Annotated in this window: 18 protein-coding genes; 13 read left to right on the top strand and 5 right to left on the bottom strand. The window is 58.4% G+C overall.

The genetic code is table 11. The features are described from left to right. Window positions 1-55 precede the first annotated feature (55 nt). From ACR0AO_RS17255 to ACR0AO_RS17235, 5 genes are all read left to right on the top strand, one after another. A complete protein-coding gene (locus ACR0AO_RS17255; protein ID WP_480606080.1) occupies window positions 56-1987 on the top strand; it encodes an AAA family ATPase in 1932 nt (643 codons plus the stop codon). Next, window positions 1984-2700, top strand: a complete 717-nt coding sequence (locus ACR0AO_RS17250) for a hypothetical protein (protein WP_480606077.1) — start codon at window positions 1984-1986, stop codon at window positions 2698-2700. Before ACR0AO_RS17255 ends, ACR0AO_RS17250 begins: the two co-directional genes overlap by 4 nt. Window positions 2701-2844: 144 nt before the next feature. After that, the gene (locus ACR0AO_RS17245; RefSeq protein WP_480606074.1) at window positions 2845-4182 is read left to right on the top strand and encodes a DUF6638 family protein; all 1338 of its coding nucleotides are present in this window, start codon (window positions 2845-2847) and stop codon (window positions 4180-4182) included. A gap of 1 nt (window position 4183) precedes the next feature. Further along, complete coding sequence (locus tag ACR0AO_RS17240; protein ID WP_480606072.1) at window positions 4184-4450, top strand: hypothetical protein; 267 nt, start codon at window positions 4184-4186, stop codon at window positions 4448-4450. 11 nt (window positions 4451-4461) lie between these two features. Next, window positions 4462-5106, top strand: coding sequence for a DUF1523 family protein (locus tag ACR0AO_RS17235; RefSeq protein ID WP_480606069.1), 645 nt, complete (start codon window positions 4462-4464; stop codon window positions 5104-5106). Window positions 5107-5135: 29 nt separating this feature from the next. On the opposite strand, the gene ACR0AO_RS17230 is transcribed toward ACR0AO_RS17235, so the two are convergent. Beyond that, complete coding sequence (locus ACR0AO_RS17230; protein ID WP_480606065.1) at window positions 5136-6713, bottom strand: DUF5928 domain-containing protein; 1578 nt, start codon at window positions 6711-6713, stop codon at window positions 5136-5138. Window positions 6714-6857: 144 nt separating this feature from the next. Between ACR0AO_RS17230 and ACR0AO_RS17225 the strand changes: the two genes are divergently transcribed. The 3 genes from ACR0AO_RS17225 (at window position 6858) to ACR0AO_RS17215 (ending at window position 9009) form a co-directional block, all read left to right on the top strand. After that, complete coding sequence (locus ACR0AO_RS17225) at window positions 6858-7676, top strand: sulfotransferase family protein (protein ID WP_480606062.1); 819 nt, start codon at window positions 6858-6860, stop codon at window positions 7674-7676. Window positions 7677-7875: 199 nt separating this feature from the next. Continuing rightward, on the top strand, window positions 7876-8430 hold the full coding sequence (locus ACR0AO_RS17220) for a hypothetical protein (protein ID WP_480606057.1): 555 nt from the start codon (window positions 7876-7878) through the stop codon (window positions 8428-8430). Window positions 8431-8652: 222 nt separating this feature from the next. Next, on the top strand, window positions 8653-9009 hold the full coding sequence (locus ACR0AO_RS17215) for a GNAT family N-acetyltransferase (protein WP_480606054.1): 357 nt from the start codon (window positions 8653-8655) through the stop codon (window positions 9007-9009). A gap of 111 nt (window positions 9010-9120) precedes the next feature. Here the strand turns inward: ACR0AO_RS17215 and ilvD are convergent, their stop codons facing one another. Then, window positions 9121-10953, bottom strand: a complete 1833-nt coding sequence (ilvD, locus tag ACR0AO_RS17210; protein ID WP_480606051.1) for a dihydroxy-acid dehydratase — start codon at window positions 10951-10953, stop codon at window positions 9121-9123. 106 nt (window positions 10954-11059) lie between these two features. On the opposite strand from ilvD, the gene ACR0AO_RS17205 reads away from it, so the two are divergent. Together ACR0AO_RS17205 and ACR0AO_RS17200 are read left to right on the top strand one after the other, a co-directional pair. Next, window positions 11060-11623, top strand: coding sequence for a helix-turn-helix domain-containing protein (locus ACR0AO_RS17205; RefSeq protein WP_480606048.1), 564 nt, complete (start codon window positions 11060-11062; stop codon window positions 11621-11623). A gap of 118 nt (window positions 11624-11741) precedes the next feature. Then, window positions 11742-12230: a hypothetical protein gene (locus tag ACR0AO_RS17200; RefSeq protein WP_480606045.1), complete on the top strand. Its 489-nt coding sequence runs from the start codon at window positions 11742-11744 to the stop codon at window positions 12228-12230. 6 nt (window positions 12231-12236) lie between these two features. On the opposite strand, the gene ACR0AO_RS17195 is transcribed toward ACR0AO_RS17200, so the two are convergent. Beyond that, entirely contained in the window at window positions 12237-12866 is a 630-nt protein-coding gene (locus ACR0AO_RS17195; RefSeq protein ID WP_480606042.1) for a ribonuclease T2 family protein, read from the bottom strand. 129 nt (window positions 12867-12995) lie between these two features. Between ACR0AO_RS17195 and ACR0AO_RS17190 the strand changes: the two genes are divergently transcribed. Both ACR0AO_RS17190 and ACR0AO_RS17185 read left to right on the top strand, forming a co-directional pair. Continuing rightward, window positions 12996-13763 carry a DUF1013 domain-containing protein gene (locus tag ACR0AO_RS17190; RefSeq protein ID WP_480606039.1) on the top strand — a complete coding sequence of 256 codons (768 nt, stop codon included), beginning with the start codon at window positions 12996-12998 and terminating at the stop codon, window positions 13761-13763. A gap of 54 nt (window positions 13764-13817) precedes the next feature. After that, complete coding sequence (locus ACR0AO_RS17185; RefSeq protein WP_480606037.1) at window positions 13818-14207, top strand: hypothetical protein; 390 nt, start codon at window positions 13818-13820, stop codon at window positions 14205-14207. A gap of 59 nt (window positions 14208-14266) precedes the next feature. On the opposite strand, the gene ACR0AO_RS17180 is transcribed toward ACR0AO_RS17185, so the two are convergent. Both ACR0AO_RS17180 and ACR0AO_RS17175 read right to left on the bottom strand, forming a co-directional pair. After that, complete coding sequence (locus ACR0AO_RS17180) at window positions 14267-15298, bottom strand: permease (RefSeq protein ID WP_480606034.1); 1032 nt, start codon at window positions 15296-15298, stop codon at window positions 14267-14269. After that, window positions 15291-15599, bottom strand: coding sequence for an ArsR/SmtB family transcription factor (locus ACR0AO_RS17175; RefSeq protein ID WP_480606031.1), 309 nt, complete (start codon window positions 15597-15599; stop codon window positions 15291-15293). Before ACR0AO_RS17175 ends, ACR0AO_RS17180 begins: the two co-directional genes overlap by 8 nt. A 135-nt stretch (window positions 15600-15734) precedes the next feature. On the opposite strand from ACR0AO_RS17175, the gene pdxR reads away from it, so the two are divergent. Next, window positions 15735-17195 carry a MocR-like pyridoxine biosynthesis transcription factor PdxR gene (pdxR, locus tag ACR0AO_RS17170; protein ID WP_480606028.1) on the top strand — a complete coding sequence of 487 codons (1461 nt, stop codon included), beginning with the start codon at window positions 15735-15737 and terminating at the stop codon, window positions 17193-17195. Window positions 17196-17416 lie beyond the last annotated feature (221 nt).

Here is a 17416-nt window from a genome sequence, read left to right as displayed (position 1 = left end):
TTTTCGCCTTCGGCGAGAGTGTTTTTGAAAAGATGAAGCAAGGGCGGCTTTTGAGATGAGTTTGACGTCAGATCAGATGGAATTGCGCGAAGACGATATTCGCAAGCACTATCCGGCTGCGACCGCCTTGCTGAACGGGTTCGAGCACGCGCCGCGTATTGCCAAACCCGTTGAGGCCGCTGTTGAACGGTCTCCGGGGGTTTCGACCGGGCGGCGATTTCGGTCAACGACGCCGGGGTTGGTGACACGCCGCACCGTGCGCGCCGATGGGGTGCATCTGGTCGAACGGATCGAGGCATCGGATGATGGCGATGCATTGGTCTCGCCACCGCAAGCCACCACGCAACAGGCTATCCGGCGGGCGATCTCTATCGCTCTGGCCGTGGCAGAGGCTTATGCGGCACAGACCCCACTGGCTGATCTGAAACGAGCGAATTTGGCAGGGGATCTGCCCGCCGCGCGCAAGACCGAATTCTCGGAACTGCTGACGGCGGAGGCTTTGATCACCTCGCACACGTTCGGCAATGCTCTGGCCTACCTGATGTCCTCGCATCTGGGCGAAACGACCGTCGATATCGGCGAGATTGAAGAGGTTTTGACCGACAACGGCCAACTCGCTCTGCACGGTGCGCTGTGGGAGCTGGACCAGATACTGACCAAACATGCGCCCGATGATGCGCATTTGATCGCCGCCACCAGCGCCTATGCCGAGCAACTGATGGAGAAGGCGGCCCTGCGCGCCCAGTCTGCCGGTCATCTGGCCCCGTTCCAGAACGCCGCCTGGCATATCGAGGCCGACGACCTGACGATCCGGGGCTTCGAACCGGCATCAAAGGCCAAATCCACCACGCTCACCATGACGTTCAAGAAGCCGAACGAGGTGGTCGGCAACCATATTGCCAAATATCAGGCGATGAAGCTGGCCAAGATGGTCATGGCCTATGACTTCGACCGCCGCCTGAACCCGTTCGCGGAACTCGGCGGGTTCATCTTCACCTTCATGGGCGATGGCAAACCGGGCACCGGCAAGACCACCCTGATCCAGATGATGGCCGGGCTGATCAACGACTATTGCCAGAACGCGGGCTATCCGTTCCGCTATCAGAACCTGAGCACCGACAATATCGACAGCTATCAGGGCAAATCCGGTCAGAACGCCAAAGCGTTTATCAACACGATCATCGACCCCTCGGTCATCGGCTTTGGCACCATCGACGATATCGACCAGCTGGCAGGCAAACGCGGTGACCGGCAGTCGTCAGCCGGGCAGCTGGAAATCACCGCCGTGTTGATGGAGAGTTTTGCTGGCGCCAATACCGTCGTGCGCGGCAACTGCACCTTTGGCATGTTCTCGAACTACCCCGAGAATGTGGACGACGCCCTGCGTCAGCGGGCGGGCGCGCGGTTCCTGGTGGACGGGCCGCAAACGCGCGAGGATTACATCGACATCCTGCACCTGCTGATGGGCCGCAACCACGACATCCCGTTGGGCGAACACGAAGCCTATGCCGCGCAGGAGATCAAAAAGGCCGTCGCCGCCAGTTTCGAAAGCCACTCCCGCCCGCATGAGGACGCCTTGCTGCAGGTCTATGATCGGGTTTCCGGCGATATCGGCCAGATGGACACGATTGCCAAGCTGGGCACCTACCTCAAGGCGATCCAGCAGGCGGATGAACGCTTCACCGGCCGCGCCATCAAGAACATCACCGACGCGGTCAAGGTCCGCGCGATGGATTTCGAACTGCCCGACGAGTGGATGGAAAACCCCGACCTGTTCCTGTTCCGCGACTACGACACCAAGAAAGCGATGATCGGGGACCTGCGCCAGCCGATCACCGTGGAAATGGTGATGCAAGAGATCAACCGCTACGCCGACAGCGAATTCCGCTATGCCGACAAGAGCGACGAGGTCGCCATCGAGAACGCGGTGCGTGAGATGGGCCGGATGGAAGAGGCCAAGCGGCGGTATCTGGAGGGGAAGGGGTGACGGATATTCCGCACTGGGCTACGGGCCCGGCAGAGATTTACAGGCATGGTATTGAGCTTCTCAAGAAGGATACGGATGTCAACAGGAGGTTAGCTCTCATCAACATTGACAACTCTGTTGAGTTAATGATGCAGACCTACATCACCTTACCTAGGCGCGTCACCGGGATCGACATCTCTCGTAAGAAACGCGACGAATACTGCCTGAGCTTTCCAAGCCTATTGGATGGAATTGAAGAAACTGCTTCTGACAAAATAATAGGTATCGATCTCGGCATGGTTGAGTGGTTTCACCGATTGCGGAACGAGCTCTATCATCAAGGAAATGGACTTACGGTCGAACGTGAAAAGGTCGAAGCATACGCCGAAATTGCCGAACTGCTGCTCAAAGGACTTTTTGGCGTTCAGCTTGGCATTTCAATTTCTGATTCTGCTGACCGGCTCGGTAGATTCTTGCAGGCATGGATTAGGATTGAGCGGGCAGTTGTTGGTGAAAATGCGCTTCGCCAAGTGAATTTCCCGCAGCATGCGAGGGAAATGCTAGAAGGTCAGCCTGACGGCGTGAAAGTCTACGCAGAATTGGTTGGTTATCGGAAGATGCGAAACATGCTGGTTCACGGAGAGGAATTGCCGGCAAGAGCTTTGTCCGATGAACGACTACAGGAAGTTGAGGCTGTTGCTGAGAAGTTGGAGAGACTGCAACGTAATGGTTAGACGAACACTTCAAGGTTTGTGGTACAGGTGGGACACTTTCGCGGCGCAGCCGCGACGCGCCCGACCCGCCCCCCAGGGCGGGCGCGTTCCGCACCCACCCTCGGGCCGGGCGCATCGCTACCGGTGTGCGGAAAGGCGACGGTCATGATCCGCCTCATCGAAAAAGGCCTGATGTTCGGCAACCTCGTCCACATCTCCAGCCCGGCTCTGGTCGAGCGGTATAACCGCGCGCTGCAGCATCTGACGGGCAAGACCACGGCGTTGGCGGATTTCCACGTCGATATCTCGGGTTATTCGCCGGAGATCGGACAGGAACTGAACAACCCGCTCTACCTCAACCCCAACGGGGTCAACCGGCAGTTCATCCTGCTGACAACCGAGCAGAAACGCGCACCCTTGCTGAACGTCAAATTCTCGACCTCGCGCGATATCCTGCGCGAATTCATCGAGATGAACGAGGCGCAGCTGTTCGCCCTGACCGCCACCGATGCGGTGGCTGGAGAGCTGGTGAACTCGGTCATCAAACTCACCTCGGCCCGCGATCTGTTGAACCTGCAGAAAATCGAGATCGAGGCCGACACCGCAGGCGGCACCCTGCGCAAGGCACAGCAACTGGCGGGCATGGTCGAACGGTTCAAAACCAAAGAGGACGCCTGGTTCGACGATGTTCTGATCGCGCAGATGATCGAGACCGCGAAACAGACCGGCGATGTCACCCGCAACCCGGTGCAACTGCGCCACACCGCGTTCGAGCAGAACAATTTCTGGACGGCGCATTTCGGCGGGCTGTACCTGTTTCCCGACACCGACCATCCGGCGGCGGTTTGCGCGGGCGACCGGCCGGATGACCTGCCGTTGCGCCATGTGTTCGGGCTGACGGAGCGGAATCGTATCGCCAAGTTTCTCGACCTCAACGATCTGGTCGAACCCATCGTCAAGGCGCGGGGTGTCGATGCCGCCGCGATCCTGCAGCAGAAGATGGATTTCATCACCATCGACACAGCCGCGGGCGCGGGGATCGATCTGACCGGGCTGGACCGCACCGACATGCGGCGGCTGGCGCGCAATCATGCCGACCGGCTGCCGGATGCCTATCACGGGCTGGCGCAATTGCTGCGCTGGGCAACGGATGGCGGGCCGTGGCCGCGCATCACCTCGGATCATCCGGCCTATTTCTATTCGCTGCGCGCGGCGAACACGCGTGACCGCGATCTGGTCAACATGCTGCTGGCGGAACTGGCCCCGCTCGACCCGAGGCAGATGTTCATCTGCCACAAGGAGCTGTTCTATCGCACCTATGCCACCTGGCCGGATGGCAAGCGCGCCTATGTGGCCGAGTTTCTGGCGCGGGAATATCAGGTGGACAAGGCGGGCGCGCGCGCCGCACTCTTTGGCCATGAACCCGATATGAGCGGCGAGGACCGGGTGAGCGAAGACACTATTCACCGCGTCGGCCCGTGGAGCGCGGTAAGGAGGAGTTGAAATGCTGGGCGCGCTGCGGCTGATCTTCATTCTGCTGGTACTGCAGACGATTGCCTATGTCGTCCTGTCGATCTATTCCCGCAACGTCCGGCGTGGCAAGCTGGAAGCGTGGTGGGACGAAAAGGGCAAGACCGGCAACAGGGAGGCGTTTGTCGAACGCGGGCTGAAGGCCTATGACAATTCGTTCCGGCGCAAACTGATCCTTGGTGTCTATATCGTACCGTGGGCGGCGGTCGCGGCACTGATCTATATCGTGAATTACATGTGAGGACCCGAATAATGGTCTATGTCAAATGGGCAATCATCCTGATCTTCTGGGTCACTCTGGGCGCGTTCCTGCAATACTCGCTGCCCCAGCACGACGTGGTGCGGATCGTCAACACCTATGAGGAACGGCAGGACCTGACAGACTGGACCCGCATCTTCTGGTCCGAGCCCGAGGATCAGTCGACCAGCCTGTCAAACCGGGACGTGCAGTTCATCCAGGCGGTGCGCGCCAACGGCAAGCCCATCGTCTATCGCAACGAGGATACCGGTTGGGGCTGGCCGCCCTATTTCAAGTTCGATACCGCCAACCTGTATACCGAGGCAAATGATGCGATCTCGACCAAGGATGACCCGGAATGGGTGGTCGTCACACATTACGGCTGGCGTAACGAGTTCCTGTCGATCTTTCCCAATGCGATTTTCATCAGGCCGGCCGACGGGCCGGACGCCCGCATAATCCCGTGGTTCAACATCATCTTCCTGACCGTCTTTGTCGCTGTGATCTGGGCGATCTGGGTGCGCTGGCGCCGGTTCCGCAAGGCGCGGATCGACCCCATGATCGATAGTGTCGAAGACAGCCTCTATGCCGCCGGCGATGCCATCGGCGAACGCCGCAGCCGTTTGCGCAGGTGGCTGGACAGCTGGAAGTCGAAGTAGCGGACCCGCCCCGGCACTGGCATCAGAGCTCAATCCGAAAACAGGTAGTCGATCGACAAAATTTCACGTGCGCGGGCTTTGGGCACGCTCAGAAATTCAGCGAGCTTTTCCGCGTTCTCTTCCTGCGATTGGAATTCGCCAATTCTGCCATAGTGGCTGAACCCTGCATCGCGAATGCAATCGGATTCATGCGCAATGTCGTTGCGGATCGTGGGCAACAGACGTTCCAGATGCCCGGGCGGTGTGTGCTCTCCGGCGAGGCCGACTCGATGCGCATGTCCCGTCAGATATTCGTCCGTGTAATCGCACTCGATCTCTAGCAGCCGGGTCACAGCGCGGTCGGAACAGAAATCCTCGATCAGGTCCAGGTTCGAAGGGTCCAGGCAGATCACAAGGCGGTCGGTTTCGAACTGGTCGAACAACATCCGCACCAACGCACGGCAATGGCGGGTGCGTTTGTACAGGGCCGTTTCGATACCGCCGAGGTCCGGCAGGGGCGTGTCTTCTTCGTTGAACAGATACTCGACGGCCGGAATTTCCGTGTGGTCCGAAATTTGCCTCAACAGACGCTTGGCGACATGCCACTTCTTGCAGATCAGGATCATCAGTTCGCGTTCGCGTCCCAGAGTGCTCTCCACCTCCCAGAACCTTTGACCGAACCGCCGTCCGATCCGTCCGCGCCCTGCCAGATAGCCGTAGAGCTTTCGCCCTTCGTTCGAAATCTGAAACGCGACGCCGGTCGCCGCGTATAGTTGCCCCAAACGGTCTTTCAACTCATGGGCTCCGGCGCTGATCTTGCGAGCAAAGAGAAAATCCTGGCGCAGCAACAGTTCATAGTGATCGTTGTAGAATGTGACCGGCATTCCATAGTCAGAAAACATCAGAAACGTCAGCGTACGGCATTCGATTTCAGTTCCGGGTATGAGATGGCGAACGAGTGTCTGAAAGAAGGTTTCGTCAGGTATCCATGTGGTTCTGAAGAACCGCATCACGTCGCGCCTTGCCCGCTTGAATTCAAGGATCTTTTCGATGGTGCGCCGACGCAGGCACCACCACTGGCTGCCGATCATGACCTGAATGTCAGAAGGAATGCCACGCGACAGCCCAAGCGATTTCTGAAGCTCATACGACGTATAGAACCACCATGTCTGCGCCCGCTCATTGAAGAAGTGGCGATAGATCAGCCGCTCTTCCTTCATTCCTGTCTTGATCCAGTCGCTTTCGAAAAAATCGAAACTTTCAATGAAATCCCTGTCATTCGCATCAAGGAAATCGTGTGCATATTCTGCGGTCTTGATCGCCATGCAATCGCCCGACAGCATGTAGAAATGGCTGGCATGCGGAAATGCCTCGACGGCGGCCTCGACGGCATAGAGCGAGGCCTGCACCAAAGACCATTCACCCCATCCGCATCTGATCCGTTTGCGCGCAAAAGTCACGTTGGGGTTGGGCGATAGCGCGGCGCGGATACGCTCAAAATCCGCGCGCCCCGCCCTGGCATCGAAATGAATCGCGATATAGTCGCCCGTTGCCGTCAGCTGCTCGGACTGGGCGATGATCGCCTCAGGGTCCTTGTGGCACAGAAGGATGTACGCGATTTTAGCCATTTCTTTGATCTATGGGACGAGTTGCTGCTCTTGACACACCCTGATAGAGCGAACGCGCAATTGAATAAACTCGGTTTTTTTGCTTTTTTGAGCTAAACGCCTGTCAATTGATTTAAAACGAAGCAGGTATTGGAGGCATGGCAGATGGGATTTCCCGGCACCTGGATGACGGAAAGCGAAAGCATGGTCTATCGGGTGGTGCCCAAATGCGCCTGCTCGACGATCGGCCAGATCATGCACTATACGGATCATGGCCATTTTTTTGACGGCGACATCCATGATGCCCAGAACGGCCTGCACAAATGGGCCCTGGATCACAGCCAGGAACCGATCAGCCGCAATGTAAAATCGCACAGTTCTTATGCCTTCACCTGTGTGCGCAACCCGTATACGCGAATTCTAAGCTCATTCTTCGACAAGATTTGCGGAATCCAGCGCAACGGCAAACGATATCGCGGCAATCTGGTTCCGTCACTCATGTACAATTACGGGATCGAGGTTGGCGGCGACGACGGCAAACAGGAATTCGACCAGATCAAAAGTTTTCGCCGTTTCCTGCTGTTCGCGCGCGATACCATTCGCTGGCGTCGTCCGATGGAGCCGGACATTCACTGGTCGGCCATGTCCGGCCATATCTCGACCTTCATTGTCAATGGCGGGAGGTACAACCGGATTTTCTGGACCGAGAAATTCGACGACGGCATGCAGGAGGTGCTGGATGCCATCGAAGTCCGGCACCCGGTCAACCTGGCGGAAATTCCGCGCTTCAACGAATCCGAAGGCCACGGGCCGAAGCGCGCGCATCCGATCGAGGATTATTTCGACGATTTGTCGATGCATCTGGTCTATGAAATCTACAAACGCGATTTCGAGCTGTTCAAATACGACTTCGAAAACCCCGCCAGCAAGATGCCGGTGAGCGAGATCGATCTGGACGAGGTACACGCGAAACTGGGCGATTGAGCGGGTGGCAACGGTTGTGGCCCACAGTCGGATGGTCATCCGACCTGGATGAGTGTTTCCAAAACGCAGATTGCGACCAGGGTTGGCGTCGAGCGCGAAGCAGCAATACCAAGAACCGACTACAAGTCTTTGACCGGAAGTGCTCACCGGTGAATATTGCCATACAATGGATAGTGAACGAGACGCAGCCGAGAGATCCATGCCCAACATTGCAGACGTCATCTCAACCTACATCCTTGCAAAGGACACCAACCGCCCTTGGTTGATGCAGACCGCCTTTTCCGAAAAGGCTCGACTGGAAATGGAGGTAAAGACCAATGCAATTGCCTTTCCATCCGTGTCTTCAGGTTTAGACGAGATTTCTGAAACGCTGGTCCGCCGGTTCTCTAGTGAAAATGAAAACGTTTATACATTTTGCCTAACGAATGCGCCAAAGGCCGAAGCGCCGCAGTATGACTGCTATTGGTTGGTTGGAATGACGCGAAAAGATACCGGCGAAATTCGAGTTGGATGCGGCCTGTACGAATGGGCATTCCTGACGCAGCCTGAATTTCTGGTCGGAGACCTGAAGATTACGATTGAGGTGATGGAACTGCTTGGTCACCAACATGCTGTACCGGTCCTGCGCTGGTTGTCAGGCCTTCCCTACCCTTGGTGTCCGGCTGAGACAGCGTTGCAAGCCATTCCTCGGCTGGACGAACTCGCACCGGTTTCAGATTTCCTGACACAAGTGAAAGTGGGCAATGACCATTGAGGGCCTGAGGCCACCAAAAATCTGTTGAGCGAGTCCGGCGACAAGCCCATATTTCACCCGATTTCGACCCCTTGTTTTCTTTGGAGTTCAGCCGTTGGCATTGCTCAACGTGACAATAAGGCCTGCGCACCCGGGTGATGGCGCCGCGGCGTTTGAAATCACACGCAATTCCGTCGCAGGGCTTGCGGTCGATTTCCACACTGAACACCAGATGAAAGTTGGATGGGATCAAGGGACCCTGAGTGCTACGAAACGCTCATAGCCCGCGGTCGCATGTTCGTGGCACAATGCGAGGACGCAACGATAGTCGCATTCATTGATACTTTAACCGGCGAAGTAACCCGCTTGTTTATCCTGCCCGAGGTCGCTGGACAGGGCTTGGGGTCACGTTTGTTGGCCCTTGGCGTTGAAAAAGCTTCAGAGGATATTTCTGGACCTCTCAAGGTAGAGGCGACCCTGAACGCGGTGCGGTTTTATGAGAAACACGGATTCGTGGCCCAGTACAGAGCCCTTTCCACTCACAACATAGGCGGCGCAACTGTCGAGATCGTGCATATGGAACTATGTGGCAGGCACTAGATCTCTTGTGGACTCCCACAAGTTCATCGCCTCGCGCGTTTGACTTTACGTTTCACAAAACGAAACGACCCGCCTGTCCGGCGGGCCGCTGGTTTTTGATCGGGTCCAATCTCAGACCTGACGCACGGCGCCTTTGGCGGCGCTGGTGGCCAGCTTGGCATAGGCCTTGAGCGCCGTCGAAACCTTACGCTTGCGTGGTTCGGCCGGGTGCCAACCTTTTTCGTCCTGATCTTCGCGCCGCTCGGCCAGTTCCTCATCTGACACGGCCAGATGAATGGTGCGGTTGGGGATGTCGATCTCGATTTTGTCGCCAGTTTTCACCAGCCCGATCTCGCCTCCTTCGGCGGCTTCGGGTGAGACGTGCCCGATCGACAGCCCGGATGTACCACCCGAGAAGCGACCGTCCGTCAGCAGGGCGCAGGCTTTGCCCAGCCCTTTCGACTTCAGATACGAAGTCGGGTAGAGCATTTCCTGCATGCCCGGCCCACCCCGCGGGCCTTCGTAACGGATTACCACAACGTCGCCTTCTTTGACCTTGCCGGTCAGAATATCATTCACCGCCTGATCCTGGCTTTCGCAGACATAGGCCGTGCCTGTGAACGTCAGAATGTGCTCATCAACCCCTGCCGTTTTCACGATACAGCCTTCGCGCGCGATGTTCCCGTACAGGACCGCCAGACCTCCATCCTGACTGAACGCGTGTTCCTTGGATCGGATCACGCCGTTTCTACGGTCAATATCCAGTTCCTTGTAGCGGTTCGACTGGCTGAACGCCTGCGTGGTGCGCACGCCACCCGGCGCGGCCTTGAACAGCTCCTGTGCTTTGGGGTTGTTGGCCACTTTGATGTCCCAGTTGGCAATCGCCTCGCCCATCGTTGCAGAGTGGACCGTGCCGCATTCGTCATGCAGCAGCCCTGCCCGGCTGAGCTCACCCAGAATCGAGAAGATGCCACCTGCGCGGTGGACATCCTCCATATGCACGTTTTCGGTGTTCGGCGCGACCTTGCACAGACAGGGGACCTTGCGGCTGAGGTGGTCCATGTCGCTCATGTTGAAGTGAACTTCGCCCTCATGCGCGATGGCCAGCAGGTGCAGCACAGTGTTGGTGGAACCACCCATGGCGATGTCCAGACTCATGGCGTTTTCGAACGCTTCGAATGTGGCGATCTCGCGCGGCAGGAAGCCTTTTTCGTTCAGTTCATAATGGCGCTTGGTAATCTCGACAATCCGGCGACCGGCCTCAAGAAACAGCTCTTTACGGTCGGCGTGCGTGGCCAGGGTCGAGCCGTTGCCCGGCAGCGCCAGTCCCAGTGCCTCGGCCAGGCAGTTCATCGAATTTGCGGTGAACATGCCCGAGCATGATCCGCAGGTCGGGCAGGCGTTCTCTTCGATATGCTGAACCTGCTCGTCGGTGAAACGGTCATCGGCGGCGGCCACCATGGCGTCGACGAGGTCGATCTTTTTCGCTTCCAGATCGGCGATATCAATCTTGCCCGCCTCCATCGGCCCGCCCGAGACGAAGATCGCGGGGATGTTCAGGCGCATCGCCGCCATCAGCATACCCGGCGTAATCTTGTCGCAATTCGAGATACAGACCATCGCATCGGCGCAATGGGCGTTGACCATGTATTCGACCGAATCCGCAATGACCTCGCGCGAGGGCAAGGAATAGAGCATGCCGTCATGGCCCATGGCGATGCCGTCATCCACGGCGATGGTGTTGAACTCTTTGGCGACGCCGCCCGCGGCCTCGACCTCGCGCGCGACCATCTGGCCCAGATCCTTCAGGTGGACGTGACCCGGCACGAATTGCGTGAACGAATTGACGATGGCGATGATCGGTTTGCCGAAATCGTCGTCCTTCATCCCCGTCGCACGCCACAATCCGCGCGCGCCGGCCATGTTGCGTCCGTGGGTCGAGGTTCTGGATCGGTACGTTGGCATGATGCTGTTTCCCTTTTGCCCACCCCTGCGATAGGGTGCTTGTACGTTATAGCGCACGCTACCTCATGTGCGTTATAACGTACAAGCGATATTGCGGGATATGGGCATGGAATCGGACGAAATCACTCTCAAACTTCGGGATGTGCGGTCGGCAATGGGATTGAGCCTGTCGAAAGTGGCCGAACTGACCGGTGTCAGCAAGGCTATGCTGGGCCAGATCGAGCGGGGCGAATCGAGTCCGACAATCGCTACACTTTGGAAGATCGCCAAAGGTTTCCAATTGCCACTAAGCGCCCTAATCGGCACCGACGTTCTGCGCGACCCGGCAGATGCCGGCGTTTTTCGCACGGTGACCTTTCCGGGTGATATCAAGGTGAAGATCGTGTTTCCCTTTGATCCCGTACTGGGTGCGGAAACGTTTCACGTCGCCTTGTGCCCTGACCAATGCCACCGGTCGCCCGCGCATGCGGCAGGCGTGACCGAAGAGGTCTTTGTACTTGAGGGCGCGCTGGATGTACTGCGTGATGGTGAATGGATTCCATTGCAAGCAGGACAGGGGTTGCGCTTTGCCGCCGATTTGCCCCACGGCTACCGCGCGCGAAAGACCGGAGCCGCCTTTTTGAACATGCACCACTACGCACAGCAGAACCTCGCAGAGGCGGTCGGCTGATCAACGCGAACGTTGCCTGCGCCCGGGCAGTATCCACGACCAGCCAAGCCAGAAAACACTTCAAGATCAAAATCTCATACGGTAAGGCTGGACAAAATCCATTGCCGGAGCCGTTTCCATGACCCGCTTGTTCGCCCTCGCCCTTGCCGCCCTGACCGCTACCTCTGCCCCGGCACAGGAGCTGGTTGACAAGGGGTTTGCCGAAGGATGGAACATCATGATGGACCCGGCATTGGGCAATGGCTGTCTGATCCAGACGGTCTATCAGGATCTTTCCGTGGTTCGGCTGGGCTATGACGCGCTGGACAATCGCGGGTATTTCACGGTCTTCAACAAGGCGTGGGGAGATATCGAACCCGGCAAGACCTATCCGATCCGGTTCGATCTGGATGGCGAAAGCTTTGACGCAACCGCACTAGGCTTCCGGCAGAACCGGGTTCCGGGCGCCACGGTCTTTTTCAAGGATCGGAATTTCGTGGCGGCGATTGCCCAACGCAAGACCATGACCGTGTACAACCCTGCCGGAGAAAGGGTCATGGCCATCGACCTGAAGGGCACCTCGAAAGCGCTGGAATACGCGCGGGAGTGCCAGAAGGAGCAGGGCTGAAAAGGTTCAGCGAATCGGCTCGAACACCGCGCTCTTTTCCCGGCAATCCCGGATCGTGTCACGGCCGCATGGGACCGGTTCCAGCGATTTTGACAGGCACAGCCGCACCTCTTCGATAAATCCGTCCCGGCACGTCACGGTAAGCATGTCCGGCTCAAGGCCGGGATTAACCTTCAGAAAGGCGTCCTCGACGACCGAAGCCGGCAGCCTTACCGGTTTGTCCAACTTTCGAAACACCTCTGGCCGGATAACAGTCGCATAAGCCCTGCGCGACAGATCGAAATAGCCGTCGGCACTCAAACCCGAGCAGGTGCCATGCTTTTTCCATTGGTGCCAGGCCAGTCCGGCACTGCCCTGAATATCTTCCATTTCCCGCGTCATCCGCCGGGTGGGCGGCGCTTCGGCTGTGCGGCAAAAGGCAGGCCAGCCCTGATGGTACTGCGGCCAGAGCCCATGCAGAATCCAGCCATGGTCGTGGCGGGCCTCGCATTGATCCGCCCCGCGCGCGTCCCCTTCACGCGTGCACCAGTTGGGGGACCAGCTGAGCGACAGAACATAATAGTCGAACGCGCCCGGCTGCTCACCATCGGCCAACACGGAAACGGCAGAGAAAGCCCACAACAGAACCCAGCGCATTCACCCCTTCCCTTCTTGCCCTTGCCAGACTATATACGGCCCGAGTTCCCCGACAACGGAAACCTGCCCCGCATCGCGAGGCCGCCGAATTCCGGCGACGGGACAGATGTATTCAAAGGAGTGAGGCTCATGGCAAAACCTCTGATGGCCAAGGCGACCGCCGTGTGGCTGGTGGACAATACCACGATCAGCTTCAAGCAGATCGCGGATTTCGTGGGTATGCACGAGTTGGAAATTCAGGGCATCGCCGATGGCGACGTGGCCACCGGCGTCAAGGGTTTTGACCCGATCGCCAACAATCAGTTGACCCAGGAAGAGATCGACAAGGCACAGGACAACCCGCTGCACAAGCTCAAGCTCAAGTTCAACCCGGCCGCCGCCGGCGAGGAAAAGCGCCGTGGCCCGCGTTACACCCCGCTGTCGAAACGTCAGGACCGTCCGAACTCGATCCTGTGGCTGGTCAAGTTCCATCCCGAACTCAGCGACGGCCAGATCGCCAAGCTGGTCGGCACCACCAAGCCGACCATCCAGTCGATCCGCGAGCGCACCCACTGGAACATCACCAACATGCAGCCCATTGATCCGGTTGCGCTGGGCCTGTGCAAACAGTCGGAACTGGACACTATCGTGCAGAAAGCCGCAGCCAAGAAAGCCGCCGAGGGCGGCGTGATGAGCGATGACGAGCGCCGCAAGCTGGTGTCGACCGAACAGTCGCTGGAAATGGATGCGGCCCCCAAGATCCCGACCGCGATCGAAGGGCTGGAAACCTTCTCGCTGTCCGACGATGGCGACAGCAAGGAAGACGACGAACCGATGATCGACGCCGACAGCTTCTTCAACCTGCCCAAGGGCGGCGACGACGAGGACGAAGACGACAGCGACGATCCGCGCTTTTGATAACCGACGGGCCCCGGACCATGGTTTGGGGCCTTTTGCCTTTCCGGGAAATTCATGCTGGACATCCTGTCAAAACTGATCGGTCCGCACCGCGCAGTTTCGGTATACGCGTTTCTGCAGAGCAAGGGGCTTGCTCTGTTGGGCGTGACCGGCCTTGTCGCCATTCTGGCCGGGCTGCTGGTGTTCGGTGGCGATGAAGACCATGAACACGAGGCGTTCCTGTCCGTCCCGGTGCTTTCGGCCACGGCAATCAATGGCGATCTGGACAATGGCGTGATCGCTTCGGTTCGTCTGCCGGATGGATCGGCGGCCTCGATCACGTCAACCGAGGGCGAAATCGCCAATACGGTCGGCACGACCGCCTGCATCGAAAAACGCACATATGTCGACAGCGGCACCCCGCGCTATCGACTGAAGCTACCGAAGTACTGCGACGAAAGCTGACTTTCGGGATTTCGTGCTATCCAATAGCCATCCGGCAGCGACGCCGGATGGCTATTATGTCACAGCAGTTGAAACACGGCACCGGCGACGATCGCACCGCTGATGCCAAGGCCCAAATACATGGCAAAGACCCTGGGTTTGACCAGCGACCAGACCGCCGCCATCGCCGGTATGGAACTGACCGCACCCGCGACCATAAAGGCCATTGCGGCCCCCGCGCTCATCCCCTGTTCCATCAGCCCCGCCAGAAGCGGCGGCGCCACGTACGAATTCAGATATGCGGGCATACCGACCAGAGCGGCAACAATGATCGGCCCCAATCCCTCACCGCCGACCAGACCGGCAATCAGGTCTGCGGGAACATAGCTGACCAGCAACGCTTCCAGCACATAGGCCAGCGCCAGCCATTTCAACAGGAACAGCCCGTTGTGAACGAACTCGGCGCGGAAGCGGGTCCGGCGCTCGGGTTCCTGCCAGAAACGCCACAGCGGCTTGTCCGCCTTCTTCGGCCCACATCCACAGCACCCCGCGGGCTCGTATACCCGCAGCGGAGCCGAAAACGCGCCGCGCGCCATCAACGCCTTGATGGCGAACCCGCCGAACAACCCCAAAGCCACAGCAGCGACCGCCTTGCCGATGGCAAAGGGCCACCCCAAAGCGCTGGCCGTGATCAGCAGAGTCGGCGGGTCGATCAGTGGCGAACTCAACCAAAAGGCCATCACCGCCGACAATGGCGCGCCCAGTGCCAGCAACCCCGCGATGAACGGGATCACCTCGCAAGAACAGAACGGGGCCAACCCTCCGAACAGGGCGGCCAGCACGATCATCCGGCTTTCCCGCCCCTCAAAGGCGCGCGCCACCATCGCTTCGGCCCCTGTCGCCTTGAGATAGGCCAGCAGCAATACCGCAAAAAGAATGTACTGGCCGGTATGTGCCAAAGCCTTGGCGGCAAAAGACGCGACTGTCCCGAGATTGCCCGGGTCGAGAAGCGCCACACAGGCCAGGAGCAGCACGATCACCGCCCACGGGGTCTTCAGGTATCCACGGAAAGTTTTCGCGGAGCTGGCCGGGTTTTGTGTCAGATCAGCCATCGTTGGCCACCCTTGGCTCAGAATCCGCACAGCACTCGCTCAGGATGAAATCCGCGAGCTTTCTGAGTTCGTCAAACCGCGCTCTGTTGATGGTGCTTCGCCCCTGCTTTTCTTGCTCCACCACACCGCCGGCCGCCAGAAACCTGAGATGATGGGCCAGTGTCGATGGCGCGATACCGGTACGCGCCTGTATTTCACCGACGGTCAGACCCGGCTCACCTGCCCGCACCAGTGTTTTCAGAACTTTCAATCGCGCCTCCGACCCCATGGCCGAAAATCCGGCGGCGGCTGTTTCCCACATTTCTGGTTTTCCTCATTAAACTATTTTTCTAGTTATATAGATATAATGAACAAACCAACCCGACAAGCGAAAAAATTCAGTGCTTCCCCGTAAGTCCAGATTGCACCCATTTTAAGTCCACCCTAAGGTGACCCCATGGGGATATCGGTTGATACATTCTTTCTGAAATCTGACGCACAGGGCACGTTGCAGGCTCAGATCCAGCAAATGATCGCCGAGGGTATTCTGTCCGGGCGGTTTCATGTTGGCGAAAAGCTGCCCTCGTCGCGCAAGCTGGCCGGCCATCTCGGCGTCAGCCGCATTACTGTGACCCTGGCCTATACCGAGCTTCTGGCCAACGACTATCTCGTGTCCAAAGGGCGCTCGGGTTATTTTGTCTCGGAGAACGCTCCGGTTCCACCCACTTATTCACCGGTGCAGCGCGGCGAGGAAACGGTGAACTGGGATCATGCCATCGCCCGCAGCTTTTCCGGCGGCGACGTTTTGCCCAAACCCCGGGACTGGCGTGAATTTCGATACCCATTTATCTACGGTCAGGCCGATCCCACGCTTTTCGACCACGCCAACTGGCGGCTCTGCGCCGTGCGTGCTCTGGGACATAAGGATTTCGCGTCTCTCACGGCGGACTATGTCGATGAAGACGACCCGCTGCTGTGCGAATTCATCGCCCGCCACACCCTGCCGCGCCGCGGAATCACCGCCAGACCCGAAGAAATCCTGATCACGCTCGGCGCCCAGAATGCCCTCTGGCTTGCGTCCCGCGTCCTGCTGGACGTCAACCGCAAGGTAGCAATCGAGGACCCATGTTACTATGCCTTACGCGAACTTTTGACGAAATCGAGTTGCCGTATGGCCGCACTCAGGGTGGACGTGGATGGCTTGCCACCGGACGCCATTCCGGACGATACCGACGTTATCTTTACGACCCCCAGCCACCAGTGCCCCACGACGGCAACCATGCCGATCGGACGGCGGCGGGAATTGCTGCAACGTGCGCAAGAGATCGATGCCGTGATCGTCGAAGACGATTACGAATTCGAACTCTCCTTTCTGGGTGCCCCCTCACCCGCGCTAAAATCACTCGACCAGGATGGGCGCGTGATTTACGTCGGCAGCTTCTCCAAATCGCTGTTCCCGGGACTGCGGCTGGGATACATGGTCGGCTCGGAGCCCTTCATTCGCGAGGCCCGCGCGCTGCGCTCGCTGGTCTTGCGGCATCCGCCGGGCCACATTCAGCGCACCGCCGCCTATTTTCTGTCTCTCGGCCACTATGACGCCCAAATCCGCCGCATGTCCATCGCATTGCTGGAGCGGCGCAAAACCATCGAAGCCGCAATCGCACAGCATGGGCTGGCCATCGCCGGACGCGGCGCCTATGGAGGATCGTCGCTATGGATGAACGCCCCCGAGCATATCAACACAACGGCACTGGCCAATGTCCTGCGTGGTCAAAGCGTTCACATCGAACCGGGTGAGCCGTTCTTTTCCGGTCCGGTCCGCCCCAGAAACTACTATCGTCTCGGCTATTCCTCGATCTCCCGCGAGCGAATCGAGCCCGGTATCGAACGGATCGCCAAGGCCATCAACGGCGCCTAACAAAGTTCTGGACTTAGGCTGCTGTTTCGTCTGGCCCTAACGCCTGCCCCCTCCTTACGCCTAAACCCAAATGCAATCGTCTGGGACATCCGTTTCAGAGACTCTTCATCCTGTTTGGGAGCGCTTACATATGAAAATGACCACGGAAGAAGCCTTCGTCAAAACGCTGCAGATGCATGGCATTGAGCATGCATTTGGCATCATCGGTTCGGCCATGATGC

The sequence above is a fragment of the Ruegeria sp. AF8 genome (assembly GCF_056541825.1).
Note: the sequence above shows the minus strand (reverse complement) of the source record. Positions and strands in the feature narration are given on the sequence as shown.